Raw genomic sequence first — 14,874 nt, 5'->3', positions numbered from 1 at the left:
TGCCGGCTCACGGCGCGGTCGCGACCAGCCTCGCGACCGCCGTCGTGACGACGTCGCGCGCCCGCGCGTCGGAGGCGTCGTCGAGCAGGAGCGGCAGGATCGACGCGAGGACGGTCACGATCGCGAGCGTCTCGGCCGGGGTGTACCGCGTCGCGACGGCGCCCGAACCCTGGGCGTCCGCGATGGCGGCGACCTTCGCAGCATCCGTCGCCAGCAGGTCGGGGGAGCGCATGCCGGCACCGGCCCGCTCGAGGCGGTCCCAGAGGGCGAGGCGCACGAGCTCGGGGCTCGCGAGGTAGGAGTCGACGAGGGCGCCCGCGTACTCGTCGAGGTGCTCGGCGTCGATCGGGTGCTCGGCGACCAGGCGCGCGACGAGGGTGGCGAACACGGCGTCGAACAGCTGCTCCTTGTTGCCGAAGTACGAGTAGAGCAGCGCCTTGTTGCACGCGGCGGCCTCGGCGATGCGGTCGACGCGCGCGCCGGCGATGCCGCGCGCCGAGAACTCGGCGGTCGCGGCCTCGAGGATGCGGGCGCGAGTCTGCTCGGCGTTGCGGGCCATGCAGCGAGTATATAACCGGTTAGTTGCATTCTCGCCCGCGACGTGCGACACTCGATCCCATCGCAAGTAACCAAACGGTTAGGAAGATCGCATGGAACGTCAGGTCGCCCTCGTGACCGGAGCCTCGTCGGGCATCGGCGAGCAGACCGCGCTCGAACTGCTGCGTCGCGGCTTCATCGTGTACGGCGCGGCTCGACGCACCGAGCGGATGTCGGCGCTCGTCGACGCCGGCGGCCACGCGATCGCGATGGACGTGACGGATGACGCCTCCGTCCGCGCCGCGGTCGACCGCATCACCGCCGAGCAGGGCCGCATCGACGTGCTCGTGAACAACGCCGGCTACGGCGCGTACGGCGCGCTCGAGGACGTGCCCATCCAGGAGGCGCGACGCCAGTTCGAGGTGAACGTGTTCGGCCTCGCGCGCATCACCCAGCTCGTGCTGCCCGGCATGCGGGCGCGGCGCTCCGGGACGATCGTCAACATCTCGTCGATCGGCGGTCGCATCTACGAGCCGCTCGGCGCCTGGTACCACGCCACGAAGTTCGCGGTCGAGGGACTCAGCGACTCCCTGCGCGTCGAGCTCGAGCCGCACGGCATCCGGGTCGTCGTCATCCAGCCCGGCGCCATCCGCACCGAGTGGAACGGCATCTCGCGCCGCAGCGCGATCGAGCGTTCGGGCGACACCGCCTACGCCGCGCAGGCCCGCGCGCTCGTCCGGGCGCTCGAGGCCGCGGACGCGTCCTCCGCGGCATCCGAGCCGCACGTCGTCGCCGCGACCATCGCGAAGGCCGCGACGGCGCGACGCCCGCGCACCCGATACGCCACCCCGTTCAGCGCGAAGGTCATCGTGGGCCTGCGGCGGATGCTGCCCGACCGCGTGTTCGACCTGGTGGTCCGCAGCGTCTTCGCGCCGACCAGGGCCGAGCTCGCGGCGGGCGCCGGTGCGTCGGACGGCCGCCCGGCCGACGCGCCGGACCGCGCCGCCGCCTAGCGGCACCGGGTCCGATCAGGCGCACTGATCGGCGCGTTCGTCGTCGGCTTCGACCTGGGCGATCGCGCGGTGATGGGTCCGACCGGCCGGTAGCGCGAGATCTCGCGCACGGATCGGGACTCCGCCGGCCGGCGAAACCCCGTCCGGTGCACGAGATCCGTCAGCGGCGGTCGCGCGGTCCGCGCTCGTGCGCCCAGATCGCGAGCTCGACGCGGTTGCGCGCGCCGATCTTCGCCATGACGCTCGCGAGGTGCGTCTTCACCGTGCTGAGCGAGATGTGCAGCTCGCGGCCGATCTCGACGTTGCCGAGGCCGCGGGCGACCGCGGCGAGCACGTCCTCCTCGCGTTCGGTCAGCGGGGAGGACGGCGCGGCGGTCGTGCCCGCCCCGGCGTCCGCGGCACCGGCGACCGGCCCGGACCCCGCGAACGCCTCGATGAGCCGCACCGTGACGTTCGGGTCGATGAGCGCATCCCCGCGCGCCGCCGCGTGCACCGCCTCGCGCAGCAGCGTCGCACCGGCGTTCTTCAGCAGGAAGCCGCGGGCGCCCGCGCGCAGCGCCGCGTACACGTACTCGTCGAGGTCGAACGTCGTGATGACGACGACCGGGAGCGGATCGACGACGTCCGGCCCCGCCAGCTCCCTGGTCGCCTGCAGTCCGTCCATCACGGGCATCCGGATGTCGAACAGGCACACGTCGGGCCGCAGCTCGCGGGCCAGCGCGACCGCCTCGGCGCCGTCGCGCGCCTCGCCGACGACCTCGATGCCGGGCTGCGCGTCGAGGATCATCCGCAGGCCGGTCCGGACGAGGTCCTGGTCGTCGGCGAGGAGCACTCGCACGCTCACGACGACCACCCCGACGACGACCACCCCGACGCCGGAAGCGCCGCCGCCACCCGCCACCCGCCGCCCGGCAGGGGCCCGGACTCGCACGTGCCGCCGAGCAGCGCCGCCCGCTCCGCCATCCCCGTGATGCCGAACCCCGGTGCAGCGGATGCCACGGGCTCGCCGTCGTCGCGCACCTCGAGCTCGGCGCCCTCGGCGTCGACCCGGACGACCACCTCGACGCGCGTCGCGTTCCGCGCATGCCGGCGAGCGTTCGTCACCGCCTCCTGCGCGATGCGGAACACCGCCGCGCCGACCGCGGGCGGCAGCGCCGCGGCCGCCGCCTCTCCCTCGACGCGCACCTCGACCACCGGACTCCCGGGCTCGGGCGCCGCGGACCGCGCGAGGCGGCGGACGTCGGCGATCCCCGGCGCGGGCGCGAGCTCCGCGGCATCCGCTCGCCGGAGCACCCGGACCATGGAGCGCATCTCGTCGAGCGTGCGCGACGCCTCGCCCTCGATCACGCGGAGCACCTCGGCCGCGGCGGCCGGGTCGTGCGGTGCGACCGCCGTCCCGGCCTGCGCCTGGATGGCGATCGCCGAGACATGGTGCGCGACCGTGTCGTGCAGGTCGCGTGCGAGCTGCTCGCGCTCGAGCAGTCGCACGCCCTCGAGCTCGCGCTCGCGTTCGCCGGCCCGCCATCGGAAGGCGACGCCGAGCGTGCTCGTCGTCACCACGACGAGGAGACCGCCGACGAGGTCGGTGAGCGGCGGCGGCTCGAACAGCGCGGGCACCGCGATGCCCGCGAGCACGAGGGCGGCGCCGCCGAGCATCGCGCGCCCCGAACCCCACCGCATCACCGCGTACACGAGCACGAGGAAGTACGCCGTCGTGAACAGCTGCGGATCGCCGCCGGTCGCGAGTCCGACCGCCGTGCCGACCGCGAAGGCGATCGCGAGCATGGAGAACGGACGGACGCGGCGCCAGAGCAGCGTCGGCACCAGCGCGACGAGCACCGCCGCCCACGCCCAGCGCCACGGCACGTCCGGCCGCGCCGCCGCCTCGACCACGATGAGGGGCGGGAGCGCCGCGACGAGCACCCAGTCGCGCCACACCCGTCGGGGCGCGGGTGGCCGGGCGGCCGGCGCCGACCAGAGTGCGCGCGCCGGGCTCGTCATGGCCTCATGATAGGTGCGCACCCGCGGCCGCCGACGGGGCGCCGTCGCGGGAGTCGACCGTCGCCGCTCGCGGCGCCCGTGGCCGCCGGATGCCGCGGCGGGCGCGCCGCCGGATCACGACCTCGGCCACGGCGAGGTTGATCACCCAGCCGGCGCCCATGAGCAGCGCGTGCACCGGCTCGCTCGGCGTGCCGAACGCGAGCGTCCAGGGCAGGAAGGTGAACACCTGCGTCCCGGCGCCGAGCCCGATCGCGTACGCGCGCGTCATCCACGCGCTGTGCGTCCGGACGTCGCCGCGGCGGATCGCGAGGAACGCGACGACGATGCCGGCCGCCATCGCGGTGCCGAATCCGAGCCGCATCACGAGCAGCGCGGTGCCGCTCGGCGCCGGGAGGTCGTAGGCCGCCGCCATCCACATGCCCGACAGGGCCGACAGCACGCCCGCCGGCACGAGCACGCGCCCCGCCCGCCGGTGCCACGGACGGCGGCGCAGCGACGGCGCGAACTGCAGCGCGCCGAGCACGAGGAACACGACCGAGCTGATGATGTGCACGACCACCGGCACGGGCGAGTCGAAGAACCGCGCGTTCGCGGGCGTCACGGCCGCCCCGCTCGCGAGCTCGGTGAGGCGGAACGCGCCGGCTGACATGGGCACGAGGCTGAGCGCGATCAGGCCGGCGGGGGCGAGCCACTCGGGACGCGCTCGGCGTCGCTCGGCGCGCGGTGCGGGCGGGGAGGTCTGCGTCATGCCTCGATGCTCGTGCCCCGCCGCGCGGCGCACATCGGCCACCCGGCCCGACCCTCCTCAGCCGATCGGCCGAGGCGCGCTCCTGGGGTCGGCCCGCTCCGCCCGCCGAGCCGCCGGGCCGCCGCGCCGGCGCCCGACCTCAGGGACGAGCGGACGACGCCTGCAGCTCCTCGGCGATCGACGACGCCCAGGCGTCGATCGCATCCCACTCCCGGAAGTCGCCCTCGGGCATGAGGTCGCGGATCGCCGGCATCCACGCGATGATCCGGTCGGCGCCGCGGATCCGGTCGTGCTCGTACGCGCCGCGGAACACCTGCGTGCCGCGCGGGTGGATGAGCTCCTCGTACGCGTCGAACTGCTTGGGCCTCGCGCCCTCGAGCACGTCCTCGCCCTTCTCGTCGACGGTCTCCGTCCCGAGCGGCCCGCTGGCGAACAGCCAGGTCGGCTTCGCGGCGAGCTGGTCCGCGTTGCGCTCGACGAACCTCCTCGCGGGCTTCCGCCAGTTGAACTCGTAGGTGGCCGACCCGATGACGTAGGCGTCGTAGCCGGATGCCTCCTCCAGGTCCTTGCACCGCTTCACCTCGACCTCGAGGCCGCGTCCGGTGAGCGTCTCCCCGATGCGCTGGGCGATGCCCTCCGTCGCGCCGTACTTGCTCGCATACGCGACCAGCACCCTCATGGCGATCCCTCCCATCGCTGCGTGCGTCCAGGCTCCGCACGCTACGCCGGCCGGGTCCGGGCGTCGGTGACCAAGGTCACTCGGGGGTGCGCCATCCGTCAGGAATCGAGAAGCCCCGCCCGCGCGCCGAGCGTAGCGTCGGGGACATGAACACCGAGACGAAGACCCTGACCAGCATCGACTCGATCACCCTCGGCGCGGCCGACCCCGAGGCCTCCGCCCGCTTCTACCGCGACGCGTTCGGCCTCGACGACCGGGTGCGGACCGCCGCCACGGATGCCGCGACCGAGGGGTTCCGCGCGTTCACCGTGTCGCTCGTCGCGCCGCAGCCCGCGAACGTGACCGCGCTCTTCGACGCGGCCGTGGCCGCCGGCGCGGGCGTCCTGAAGCCGCTCGCGAAGTCGCTCTGGGGCTTCGGCGGCGTCGTGCAGGCACCGGATGGCGCGATCTGGAACCTCGCCACGTCGACGAAGAAGGACTCGGCGCCGGCGAGCCGGGCGTTCGACCACATCGTGCTGCTGCTCGGCGCCGACGACGTCGGGACCAGCCGGAAGTTCTACGCCGAGCGCGGCCTCGCCGTCGGCAAGAGCTTCGGCAGCTACGTCGACTTCGACCTCGGGCGCAGCCCGATCGGGCTCGGCCTCTACAAGCGGCGCGCGCTGGCCGAGTCGGCCGGCGTCGCACCGGACGGATCGGGCTCGCACCGCATCCGGATCGCCGGCGACGGCGGCGCCTTCGTCGACCCCGACGGGTTCGAGTGGGCGGAGTCGCGGGGGTAGTCCCACGCCCCGGGCGATCACCCGAGCGGGGCCTGCGTCGCGGCGGCTACGACCCGGCGCTGCTGCCGACGGCGTCCGCGTGCCGATGCACGACCTTCCACCCGTCCGCCTCGCGCCGGTACACCTGGGTGGCGCGCAGCGAGAAGTCGCGCGGCCGGCCGTCCATGGTCGTCGTGACGCGTTCGTACCCGACGGTGTACGCGAGGCGGCCCCGCACGTCCCACGAGATCAGCTCGAGCGTGTAGGCCGTGCAGTTCGAGAAGCTCGACGCGAGCACCTCGAACGCCTCGACCAGCTCCTGGCGGTTCGACGCCGTGCGCCACGCGCCGAGCACGGTGACCGGCTCCTCGCGCGACCAGATGTCGCGGCGGGGGACGGCGTCGCCGTCGAACAGGGCCCGTTCGGCCTGCGCGAGCGACGTGTAGACCCAGTTCAGGAACTCCTCGCGGTCGTTCATGGGACCAGCATGCCCCTCACCGGCGTCGCGGCGCGAGAGGCAGGCGCCATCCGCTCGTGCGTCGCGGACCCCGGGCTGACACCGTCGGCGGGGCGTGGGAGGCTGGGCGCATGCCCGAGTCACCCGAGGTGCAGGCGCTCGTCGAGCAACTCGGCGAGCGGTTGAGCGGCAGGGCCGCGACCGACGTCGACGTGGTCGAGTTCCGCGTCACCAAGACCCGCGCACGGCCCCTGCCGTCGATCGTCGGCGAACGCGTGATCGGCGTCGCCCGGCACGGCAAGCTCGTCGACCTCTCGCTCGGCTCCGCGCACCTCGTGGTGTCGCTCGGCCGGCACGGGTGGGCCCGGTGGGCGGTCGATGCGGTCGACCCGCCGACGGATTCCGCGGGCGACGCCCCGCCTCCGCCGACGCTCGTGGCCCTCGCGTTCGACGACGGCAGCACGATCGAGCTGACGGATGCCGGCGACTGGGTGTCCCTCGCCGCGTGGGTCGTCGACGACCCCGCCGAGGTGCCGGCCGTCGCCAAGCTCGGCCCGGACCCGGCCGACGCGGCGTTCTCCCGCGCCGACTTCGACCGCGCGTTCGTCGGCCGGCGCAAGCAGGTGAAGGCCGTGCTGCAGGAGCAGGAGTCGATCGCGGGCATCGGCAACGCGTACTCCGACGAGATCCTGTTCGCTGCGCGCGTCTCCCCGGTCGCGCACGCGGCCACCCTCGGCGCCGACGAGCTCGACCGGCTGTACGAGGCGACCGTCGGCGTCATCCGGTCGGCGATCGACGACCGCCGCGGCATCCCGATCGCCGACCAGAAGGCGGCGAAGGGCGCAGCCATGCGCGTGCACGGTCGCACGGGCGAGCCGTGCCCCGGCTGCGGCGGCACGATCCGCGACTTCAGCTTCGCGAGCACGACGGCGCAGTACTGCCCCGAGTGCCAGACCGGCGGCGAACTGCTGCCGCTCAAGGGCGCGTGAGCGACGCGGCGGGCGGCGCGGCGGGCGGCGCGGCATCCGCGCGGCCCGTCACGGTCGTCGTCGACGTGGCCAACGTCATGGGGTCGCGGCCCGACGGGTGGTGGCGCGACCGTGCCGGCGCGGCGACCCGGCTGCTCGCCGCCCTCCGGCCGCTCGTGGGGAGCGCGGCCGACCTGGCCGACGGCGAGCCGGCACTGATCGCCCGCATCGTCGCGGTGGTCGAGGGGCGGGCGACGGATGCCGCGGCGCCGGCCGGTCTCGACGTCGTCCGTGCGCCGGCCGACGGCGACGCCACGATCGTCGAGGTCGCGGTCGGCGCCGACGGTGCAGGGGAACGCGTGCTCGTCGTCACCGCCGACCGAGGGCTGCGCGCGCGGTTGCCCGCCTCGGTCGAGGCGACCGGTCCGGGCTGGCTGAACGACCTCGTCGGTCGCTGACCCAGCGCGGTCGACCGTCAGCCCGACCCGACCTCGCCCTCCCAGTAGCCCGTGCCGTCGCCGTCGGGCGAGGTGACCTGCCATGCGATGGGACCGGCCTCGGGATCGACGCCGTCGCGCAGCGACGGATCGGCGAGCCGGACGGCGATCCCCTCCGCCTCGGCGGTCGTGACGCGCGCGACGTACAGCCTGGGGAAGCGGGGAGCCTCGAGGAGCACCTCGGAGTGCGGGTACGCCTCGGAGATCGCGACGAGCTCCTCGATCAGCCGCGGCGACGTGCCGCCCTCGACGTGCGTGAACTTGAGCCACGGCTGCTCCGATCGGAGCGAGAACGTGCCGCCCCGGGCGAACAGCGACGTGTCGCGGAGCTCGTCGAAGCGGTCCGCGACGCGGTCGGGCTCCAGCAGCGCCGCGTACGGCCAGCCGTCGACGACGGACAGCCCCACGACGCCGTCGACGCGGGCGGCCTCGAGCAGGGCGGCGAGCATGGCGCGGGTCGCCGCGGCATCCGTCGTCGGATGCACCTCGAGCGACCACCAGGGGTCGGCGCTCGCCGGGGCGCCGGCGTCGGCGGTCGCGGCCCCCGGCGGGTCGGCGCGCATCGTGATGGGGTCCTCCCACCGCATCCGGGCGGCGAGGTCGGCGACGCCGTCGGATGCCGCGAGCACCGTCTCGGCGTCGGCCTCGCCGTCGACCGTGACGGTCGTGTAGCGGGGGTGCTCGTCCCGGGGCTCCATGCCGCCGATGTCGACGGAGGCCACGCCGTCGAGTTCCTCGATGCCCGCCTCGAGCGCCTCCTCGCGCTCGACGTCGGTGCGCGGCGTGGCAGGGCCGGGGTCGCCGCTGTCGGCGCACGCCGACAGCAGCCCGAGGGCGAGCGCGGCGATCAGGGCGCTGCGGACGACGCGGCGCTGGGGGGATGATGCGGTAGGGCGCATCATCCGAGCATGCGCGATGGTCCCGGCATCCTCAACTCGGCCCCGAGCCGCCGAGCATCACGAGTGTGGCGGACGCGACGGTTGCCCACACGACTTGAAACGTGTAAAACTGTCGACCGGTCTACCGTTGTAGATCGGTCTACAAAAGCCGGCGACTCGGCGGGAGACGCGTCGCACACCGCGATCCACCTTCGATGGAGAGGGAGAAACACGATGCACAAGAGCCGGATGCACGACGGGGCGGGCCCCCGTCCACGCAGGCGCCTCGCGGCGCTGATGACCGGCGCCGTCATCCTGTCGAGCGGCGTCCTCGCCGCGACCGCCATGCCGGCGGCGGCGGAGGACTGTTCGGCGTACCCCTGGATGGACACGTCCGCGAGCTCGGAGGAGCGGGCGAACGCCCTCCTCGACGCGAGCTCGCAGCACCAGATGTACCGGTGGCTCGTCGAGCAGCCGGCCAACACCCCGACCCGCACCACCTGGAACCCGGGATTCGCGGGCGAGGACCCCGTCGTCTACCCCGTGCAGGTCCCCTGCACGCCCGTCGTCATCTACGCCAACGGGCCGGACGGCGTCTACGGCAAGGCCGGCACCACGGCGTGGCCGGGACCCATCGCCGTCGCCTCCACGTGGAACCTCGAGCTCGGCGAGCAGAAGGCCGCCGCGCACGGCAGCGAGTCCTTCGACAGCCGCAGCGCGGTCGTGCTCGGCCCCGGCATCGCGAGCGGCCGCACGCCGCTCTCGGGTCGCACGTCCGAGTACTTCGGCGAGGACCCGCTCCTCTCGGGACTCATGGCCGCGGCGAACGTCGAGGGCCTCGAGCAGGGCAACCCCGACAAGCCGGTCGTCGCGAACCTCAAGCACTACGTCGCGAACGAGCAGGAGGTCGACCGCACCACGAGCTCGTCGAACATGGACGAGCGCACGCTGCGCCAGGTGTACGACCTCCCGTACGAGATCGCCGTCAAGGAATCCGATCCGGGCAGCGTCATGTGCTCGTACAACCAGGTCAACGGCGTCTACGCGTGCGAGAACCCGATCCTCACCACGAGCCTCGGCGAGCAGGCCGGCTTCGACGGGTACGTCATGAGCGACTTCGGCTCGGTGCACTCCACCGCCGCATCGCTCGACGCGGGCCTCGACCAGGAGCTCAACCGCCCGATCTGGTACACCCCCGCGCGTCTCGACGCCGCGCTCGCCGCGGGCGAGATCACGCAGGAGCAGATCCGGCAGTCCGCGTTCGACGTCGTGCACACCTACATCGAGAAGGGCCTGTTCGACCACCCGGTGCCCGCGACCGCGATCCCGGGGGTCTCGACCGCCGAGCACAAGCAGCTCGCACGCGAGATCGCCGAGCAGAGCACCGTGCTGCTGAAGAACGACGGCGTGCTGCCGCTCGCGGATGACGCCCCGACCGTCGCCGTCATCGGCCAGACGGCATCGAAGACCGCCACCAGCGGCGTCAGCGCCAAGACCGGCTGCGCGTGGTACCTCGTGTTCATCCGCGGCACCGCGCTGAACTGCGACGCGATCGTCGACCCGCTCACCGGCATCACCGAGCGCGTCGAGGAGGCCGGCGGCGAGGTCGTCTACGACAACGGCGCCGACCCGGCGCAGGCGGCGGCCGTCGCGGCCGCGGCGGATGTCGCGATCGTCTTCGGCCACTACACCATGGGCGAGACCACCGACCTCGCCGACCTGCGGCTCGACGCGAACGGCGACGCCCTGATCGAGGCCGTGGCCGCGGCATCCGACCGCACCGTCGCCGTGATCAACGCCGGCAGCGCGGTCGAGATGCCGTGGATCGACGACGTCGACGCGGTGCTCCACGCCTGGCACTCGGGCGAGCAGTTCGGCCCGGCGCTCGCGGGACTCCTCTGGGGTGACGTGAACCCGTCGGGCAAGCTGCCGATGACCTTCCCGAAGTCGCTCGCCGACACCCCGACGAACACCCCCGAGCAGTACCCGGGCGTGTTCTCCGACGGCTCGACGACCCGCCCCGCGGGCTCCGACGAGATCCGGCAGGTCGAGTACTCCGAGGGGCTGCAGGTCGGCTACAAGTGGTACGACGAGCAGGGCATCGACCCGCTGTTCGAGTTCGGCCACGGCCTCTCGTACACCGAGTTCGCCTACTCCGACCTGAAGGTGAAGGTCGATCGCGACCGCACCGGTGCGAGCGCCGTCGCCCGGGTCGCGTTCACGGTCGCCAACACGGGCGACCGCGACGGCGTCGAGATCCCGCAGGTCTACCTGGCGCTGCCGGATGCCGCGGACGAGCCCGGGCGACGACTCGTCGCCTTCGACCGCATCGAGCTCGCGGCGGGCGAGAGCACGCGCGTCGAACTGGTCGTCGACTCGTCGTCGAGCAACCGGCCGTTCTCGGTCTGGGACGTCGACGCCGACCGATGGGTCACGCCCAAGGGCCGCTACGAGGTCTCCGTGGGATCCTCCTCGCGCGACCTGCACCTCGCCGACACGCTGCAGCTCAACCTCGAGGCGCCGGCTGCAGCGGCGAACGGCCGCGGCTGATGCGCTGAGGCGCTGACGCACGGACCGCGGCGGGCGTCCGACCTTCTCCCGGGGGTCGGGCGCCCGTCGTCCGTGGGGCGGGTCGCGGCGGGCGCGCTTCGCGCCCGATGCGACCGACGGCGTCAGTCGGCGGACGGGGTGCGGGACTCGACGACGAAGTACGCCCCGGTCGGGTCCGTCAGGCCGGCGCGCCGGCCGGAGGGCAGGTCCTGCGGCGGCACCACGAGCGTCGCGCCCGCGCGGACCGCGCGCTCGACCGCCTCCTCGACGTCGGCCACGCCGAACGAGACCCTCCACGTCGGCGGCAGCTCGTCGCCCAGGAGCTCCTTCGCGTCGAGGATGCCCGCGTGGTTGCGGCCGCCGTGGCGGTACACCGCGTAGCGCGGCTCGCCGTCGCCGTGCTCGACCTCCCAGTGGAACGCGTGCCCGTAGAAGCGCTCGGCCGCATCGAAGTCGCTCGCCGCGAGCTCGAACCAGACGGCCGTGTCATCCTCGCCGAACGACTCGAACCCCGCCATGTTGCCGGGCTGCCAGTAGCCGACCACCGCACCCGAGGCGTCGATCGCGAGGCCCATCACGCCCATGTCGGGGATGTCCATCGGCTCGAACAGCACGGTGCCGCCCGCCTCCGCGACGGTGCGCGACGTCGCCGCGGCGTTGTAGGTGAGCAGGTACACGGTCCAGTGGGGCGGGCTCGGGTCGGTGTCCTGCCGCCGCGCGGCGCCCGCGACGCGCCGGCCGTCGTGACGGAATGTCACGTAGCCGCCGTACCGCTCCTCGTCACCGCGCTGGGCCTCCCAGCCGAAGAGCTCGCGGTAGAAGGCGATCGTCGCCTCGAGGTCGGTGGTGCTGACATCCACCCAGGCGGGCGAACCGGCGACGAGGTCTTCGGATCCGGGCATGACGCCTCCCGTGTCGATCGGAGCTGACGGCCGAGGGCCGGTCCGCGCCCGTCGTTCGGGCGACGGGCGTGCTGATCGCGAGGCTAGCACCGCGCCATCCGTTCTCGAAGGGCTCCGCGGCCCGGCGCGTCACGCGCGCGTCGGGTCGTCCCGTCCCGGGAGCGCCGCCAGCAGGCGGGCCCGCAGCGCGTTCGCGCGGTCGGCGAACTCCCGCTGCCGTCGCACGTACTGCGCCTTGCCGTCGGGCGTCTCGATGCGGACCGGCTCGCCGCCCCACGCCGCCATGTCGTACGGCGACGCCTGCATGTCGAGGTACCGGATGTCGCGCGCGAGCTCGAACGCGTCGAGCAGCACGTCGCCCGGCGCGAGGGGGCCGAGCTTCACCGACCACTTGTAGACGTCCATGCCGGCGTGCAGGCAGCCGGGCTGCTCGAGGTCGGGCTGCGTCTCGCGGGTGGGCGCGAACCGGTTGCGTGGCGCGGCATCCGGCGTGAAGAACCGGTACGCGTCGAAGTGGGTGCAGCGGATGTCGTGCGCCTCGACGACCTCGTCGGTGGCCGCCTGCCCGAGTCGCAGCGGCACCGGATGCCGGTGCTCGCCCTGCCGGTACACCATCGCCCACTCGTGCAGTCCGAAGCAGCCGAACTGCGCCGGACGCGCGGCGGTCCGCCGGAGGAGGCGCTCGACGACGCCGAGCATCGCGCCCTTGTCGCGGCGCATCGCGCCGTGGTCGACGACGAGGCCGCCGGATGTCGCGCCCGGGGCGTACCACCGCCACTCGGCTCGCGGCGTGGCCGCGGCATCCGCCAGCTCGACGCCGGCGCCCGGATGCCACCGGCGCAGCAGGCCGGGGGAGTACGAGTAGTACGTGAAGAGGAAGTCCTCGATCGGGTGCGGCTCGCCGCGCGCGCGGCGCTCGCGGTGCGCTGCGGTCAGCGCGTCGGCGCGTTCGGCATGGGCCGCTTCGCGTTCGCGCCAGTCGGCCGCCGCGAGCACGGCGGCGGGCTCGCGAAGGGCGGTCGATGCGGCGGGGGTGGTCACCCGACGAGGATAGGCGCCCCGGCCGGGAGCGCCATCCCTCACCGGCCCGCCGACCAGCCGAGGATCGCCAGCTTGAGCGCGAGCAGGAAGCCGCCGACCGTGAGCGGCGTCGTCCGCCGATCGGGTGCGACGAGCGACTCGCGCCAGACGCGCTCGATCGGGTACCCGATCGACATGATCGCGCCGAGGACGCCGAGCACGCGCGCCGCGAGCATCGGCGGCCGGGGTGCGACGAGGAGCGCTGCGCTCGCTGCTCCCTGCACGGCGAGCATCGCGGTCGGCGCCGAGAGCGACGTGCCCTCGATCCAGTGCCGGCGGCGCATCTCGTCCACCGTCCTCACGCGCACGCCCGGCACGTCGCCGGGGAGTCCCTCGCGATACGCCCTGCGCAGGCCGAGGAGGCCCAGCACGAGCTGCGCCGCGCCGATCGCCCCCACGATCCGCATCATGCGCTCATGCTGGCACCGCCGGGCGGGAGCGGCAACATCCGCCCGCGGCGGGCGGTCAGCCGCCCGCGGCGGCGACGGCGATGCGGATGTCCTCGTCGAGCAGGTCGCCGTTGAGCCCGGCACCCGCGGCGTTTCCCGCCGCCATCGCCATCGGGACGGTCGCGCGCGCGCTCACCACGTTGCCGGCCGCCCAGACACCGGGCACGCTCGTGCGTCCGTCGTCGTCGACGAGCACCCAGTCGACGCCGTCGTTGCGCATCCGACGCGCGCCGAGCTCGCGCAGCACCGCGTCGTTCGGCTGCGGACGCGGGGCGACGAAGATCGCGTCGACCTCGCGCTCGCCGCCGTCGTCGTAGCGGATGCCGCGGAGCGCGCCGTCGTCGTCCGAGAGGACCTCGGCGACCACCCGGTCGTCGATCTCGATGCCCCGCGCGACGAGGCCCGCACGGGCCGCCGGGGGGAGGACGAACGCCGCGGCGTGGAACACCACGTGCATCGAGAGCTGCCGCAGCAGCTGCGCCTGGTGCGCGTTGGCCGCGGAGGTCGGGATCACGGCGATCCGCCGGTCGCGCACCTCCCAACCGTCGCAGTACGGGCACGACACGACGCCGCGACCCCAGTGCGGCTCGAGCCCGGGCACGTCGGGCAGCCGGTCCATCAGGCCCGTCGCCACGAGGACGCGCCGGGCGGTGTGCCGGGCGCCCGAGGCGAGCCGCACCTCGAACGCCGGCGCGCCGCTGTCGACGTGGGTCGCCGACGCGACCTCGTCGGACACGACCGTGACGCCGTCGTACCGTTCGAGCTCGGCTCGGCCCGCCGCGAGCAGGTCGAGCGGCGACGAATGGTCGCGACCGAGCACGCCGTGCATGTGTCCGGCGACCCGGTTGCGGGGGGCTCCGCCGTCGACGACGAGCACCCGGCGCCGCGAGCGCCCGAGCATGAGCGCGGCGCTGAGCCCCGCGCTTCCGCCGCCGATGATGACGACGTCCAGGTCAGTCGCGTCCATCCCACCACTCCGCTCGTGCCACCGGGCTCGTCACTCTACCGGCCGTGCCGCCCGCGTTCACGGGGTGATCGAGTCGACGAACGCGAACGCCTCGTCGGTGATCGCCCGCCAGCGTTCCTCGCCCTCGGCGTACGGCACGACCGCCCACTCGCGCATGGGCCGGCCGCGCATGACCATCGGATCGAGCCCGAGCTCGCCGACGCGGGCCTCGGGCAGCTTCACCACGAGGTCGCCGCCGGTCGACGCGAAGGCGAAGAGCTTGCCGCGGACCGCCAGCCCCTCGGAGCCGAACATGCGCCGCATCGTCACCTCGGGCCGCTCGACCACCTCGCCGAGGCCGGCGAGGCGCGCCAGCGCCCGCTCCCGATCGGGATTCGTCGTCGCCATGAG

At 74.1% G+C, this 14,874-nt stretch carries 17 protein-coding genes; 5 read left to right on the top strand and 12 right to left on the bottom strand.

The genetic code is table 11. The features are described 5' to 3' along the window. Positions 1-7: 7 nt before the first annotated feature. The gene (locus tag WBQ80_RS06845) at positions 8-559 is read right to left on the bottom strand and encodes a TetR family transcriptional regulator (protein ID WP_336570472.1); all 552 of its coding nucleotides are present in this window, start codon (positions 557-559) and stop codon (positions 8-10) included. Between the two features lie 91 nt (positions 560-650). Here WBQ80_RS06845 and WBQ80_RS06840 point away from each other — a divergent pair, with 91 nt between their 5' ends. Then, positions 651-1,550 (top strand): oxidoreductase, encoded by a 900-nt coding sequence (locus WBQ80_RS06840; RefSeq protein WP_336570471.1) that lies wholly within the window; start codon positions 651-653, stop codon positions 1,548-1,550. A gap of 160 nt (positions 1,551-1,710) precedes the next feature. Here WBQ80_RS06840 and WBQ80_RS06835 read toward each other — a convergent pair whose 3' ends face one another. The 4 genes from WBQ80_RS06835 to WBQ80_RS06820 all read right to left on the bottom strand — a co-directional run bounded on the left by WBQ80_RS06835 (position 1,711) and on the right by WBQ80_RS06820 (position 4,978). After that, positions 1,711-2,394 carry a response regulator transcription factor gene (locus WBQ80_RS06835; protein WP_336570470.1) on the bottom strand — a complete coding sequence of 228 codons (684 nt, stop codon included), beginning with the start codon at positions 2,392-2,394 and terminating at the stop codon, positions 1,711-1,713. After that, the gene (locus tag WBQ80_RS06830) at positions 2,391-3,551 is read right to left on the bottom strand and encodes a sensor histidine kinase (protein ID WP_336570469.1); all 1,161 of its coding nucleotides are present in this window, start codon (positions 3,549-3,551) and stop codon (positions 2,391-2,393) included. The genes WBQ80_RS06835 and WBQ80_RS06830 overlap by 4 nt, the downstream gene beginning before the upstream one ends. A gap of 4 nt (positions 3,552-3,555) precedes the next feature. Next, positions 3,556-4,299, bottom strand: a complete 744-nt coding sequence (locus WBQ80_RS06825) for a DUF2306 domain-containing protein (protein WP_336570468.1) — start codon at positions 4,297-4,299, stop codon at positions 3,556-3,558. Positions 4,300-4,438: 139 nt separating this feature from the next. Next, positions 4,439-4,978, bottom strand: coding sequence for a flavodoxin domain-containing protein (locus tag WBQ80_RS06820; RefSeq protein ID WP_336570467.1), 540 nt, complete (start codon positions 4,976-4,978; stop codon positions 4,439-4,441). 146 nt (positions 4,979-5,124) lie between these two features. Between WBQ80_RS06820 and WBQ80_RS06815 the strand changes: the two genes are divergently transcribed. Next, a complete protein-coding gene (locus tag WBQ80_RS06815) occupies positions 5,125-5,757 on the top strand; it encodes a glyoxalase (RefSeq protein WP_336570466.1) in 633 nt (210 codons plus the stop codon). A 46-nt stretch (positions 5,758-5,803) separates the two neighbouring features. On the opposite strand, the gene WBQ80_RS06810 is transcribed toward WBQ80_RS06815, so the two are convergent. Continuing rightward, a complete protein-coding gene (locus WBQ80_RS06810; protein WP_336570465.1) occupies positions 5,804-6,214 on the bottom strand; it encodes a YybH family protein in 411 nt (136 codons plus the stop codon). A gap of 110 nt (positions 6,215-6,324) precedes the next feature. Here WBQ80_RS06810 and WBQ80_RS06805 point away from each other — a divergent pair, with 110 nt between their 5' ends. After that, positions 6,325-7,182 carry an Fpg/Nei family DNA glycosylase gene (locus tag WBQ80_RS06805; protein ID WP_336570464.1) on the top strand — a complete coding sequence of 286 codons (858 nt, stop codon included), beginning with the start codon at positions 6,325-6,327 and terminating at the stop codon, positions 7,180-7,182. Beyond that, entirely contained in the window at positions 7,179-7,619 is a 441-nt protein-coding gene (locus WBQ80_RS06800; protein WP_336570463.1) for a hypothetical protein, read from the top strand. Before WBQ80_RS06805 ends, WBQ80_RS06800 begins: the two co-directional genes overlap by 4 nt. A 17-nt stretch (positions 7,620-7,636) precedes the next feature. Here WBQ80_RS06800 and WBQ80_RS06795 read toward each other — a convergent pair whose 3' ends face one another. Beyond that, positions 7,637-8,557 (bottom strand): hypothetical protein, encoded by a 921-nt coding sequence (locus tag WBQ80_RS06795; protein WP_336570462.1) that lies wholly within the window; start codon positions 8,555-8,557, stop codon positions 7,637-7,639. A 276-nt stretch (positions 8,558-8,833) separates the two neighbouring features. Between WBQ80_RS06795 and WBQ80_RS06790 the strand changes: the two genes are divergently transcribed. Continuing rightward, a complete protein-coding gene (locus WBQ80_RS06790; protein ID WP_337282500.1) occupies positions 8,834-11,086 on the top strand; it encodes a beta-glucosidase in 2,253 nt (750 codons plus the stop codon). Positions 11,087-11,208: 122 nt separating this feature from the next. Here WBQ80_RS06790 and WBQ80_RS06785 read toward each other — a convergent pair whose 3' ends face one another. The 5 genes from WBQ80_RS06785 to WBQ80_RS06765 all read right to left on the bottom strand — a co-directional run bounded on the left by WBQ80_RS06785 (position 11,209) and on the right by WBQ80_RS06765 (position 14,871). After that, on the bottom strand, positions 11,209-11,988 hold the full coding sequence (locus WBQ80_RS06785) for a VOC family protein (protein WP_336570459.1): 780 nt from the start codon (positions 11,986-11,988) through the stop codon (positions 11,209-11,211). Between the two features lie 129 nt (positions 11,989-12,117). After that, the gene (locus tag WBQ80_RS06780) at positions 12,118-13,029 is read right to left on the bottom strand and encodes a 3-methyladenine DNA glycosylase (protein WP_336570458.1); all 912 of its coding nucleotides are present in this window, start codon (positions 13,027-13,029) and stop codon (positions 12,118-12,120) included. Positions 13,030-13,067: 38 nt separating this feature from the next. Continuing rightward, a complete protein-coding gene (locus tag WBQ80_RS06775; RefSeq protein ID WP_336570457.1) occupies positions 13,068-13,478 on the bottom strand; it encodes a hypothetical protein in 411 nt (136 codons plus the stop codon). A gap of 55 nt (positions 13,479-13,533) precedes the next feature. Continuing rightward, complete coding sequence (locus tag WBQ80_RS06770; RefSeq protein WP_336570456.1) at positions 13,534-14,484, bottom strand: NAD(P)/FAD-dependent oxidoreductase; 951 nt, start codon at positions 14,482-14,484, stop codon at positions 13,534-13,536. Between the two features lie 57 nt (positions 14,485-14,541). Further along, entirely contained in the window at positions 14,542-14,871 is a 330-nt protein-coding gene (locus WBQ80_RS06765; RefSeq protein WP_336570455.1) for a hypothetical protein, read from the bottom strand. Positions 14,872-14,874 lie beyond the last annotated feature (3 nt).

Origin of the sequence: Agromyces sp. CCNWLW213, from assembly GCF_037199545.1 — a bacterium.
Taxonomy (GTDB): Bacteria; Actinomycetota; Actinomycetes; order Actinomycetales; family Microbacteriaceae; genus Agromyces.
This window is presented reverse-complemented; position numbering and strand designations above follow the sequence as displayed.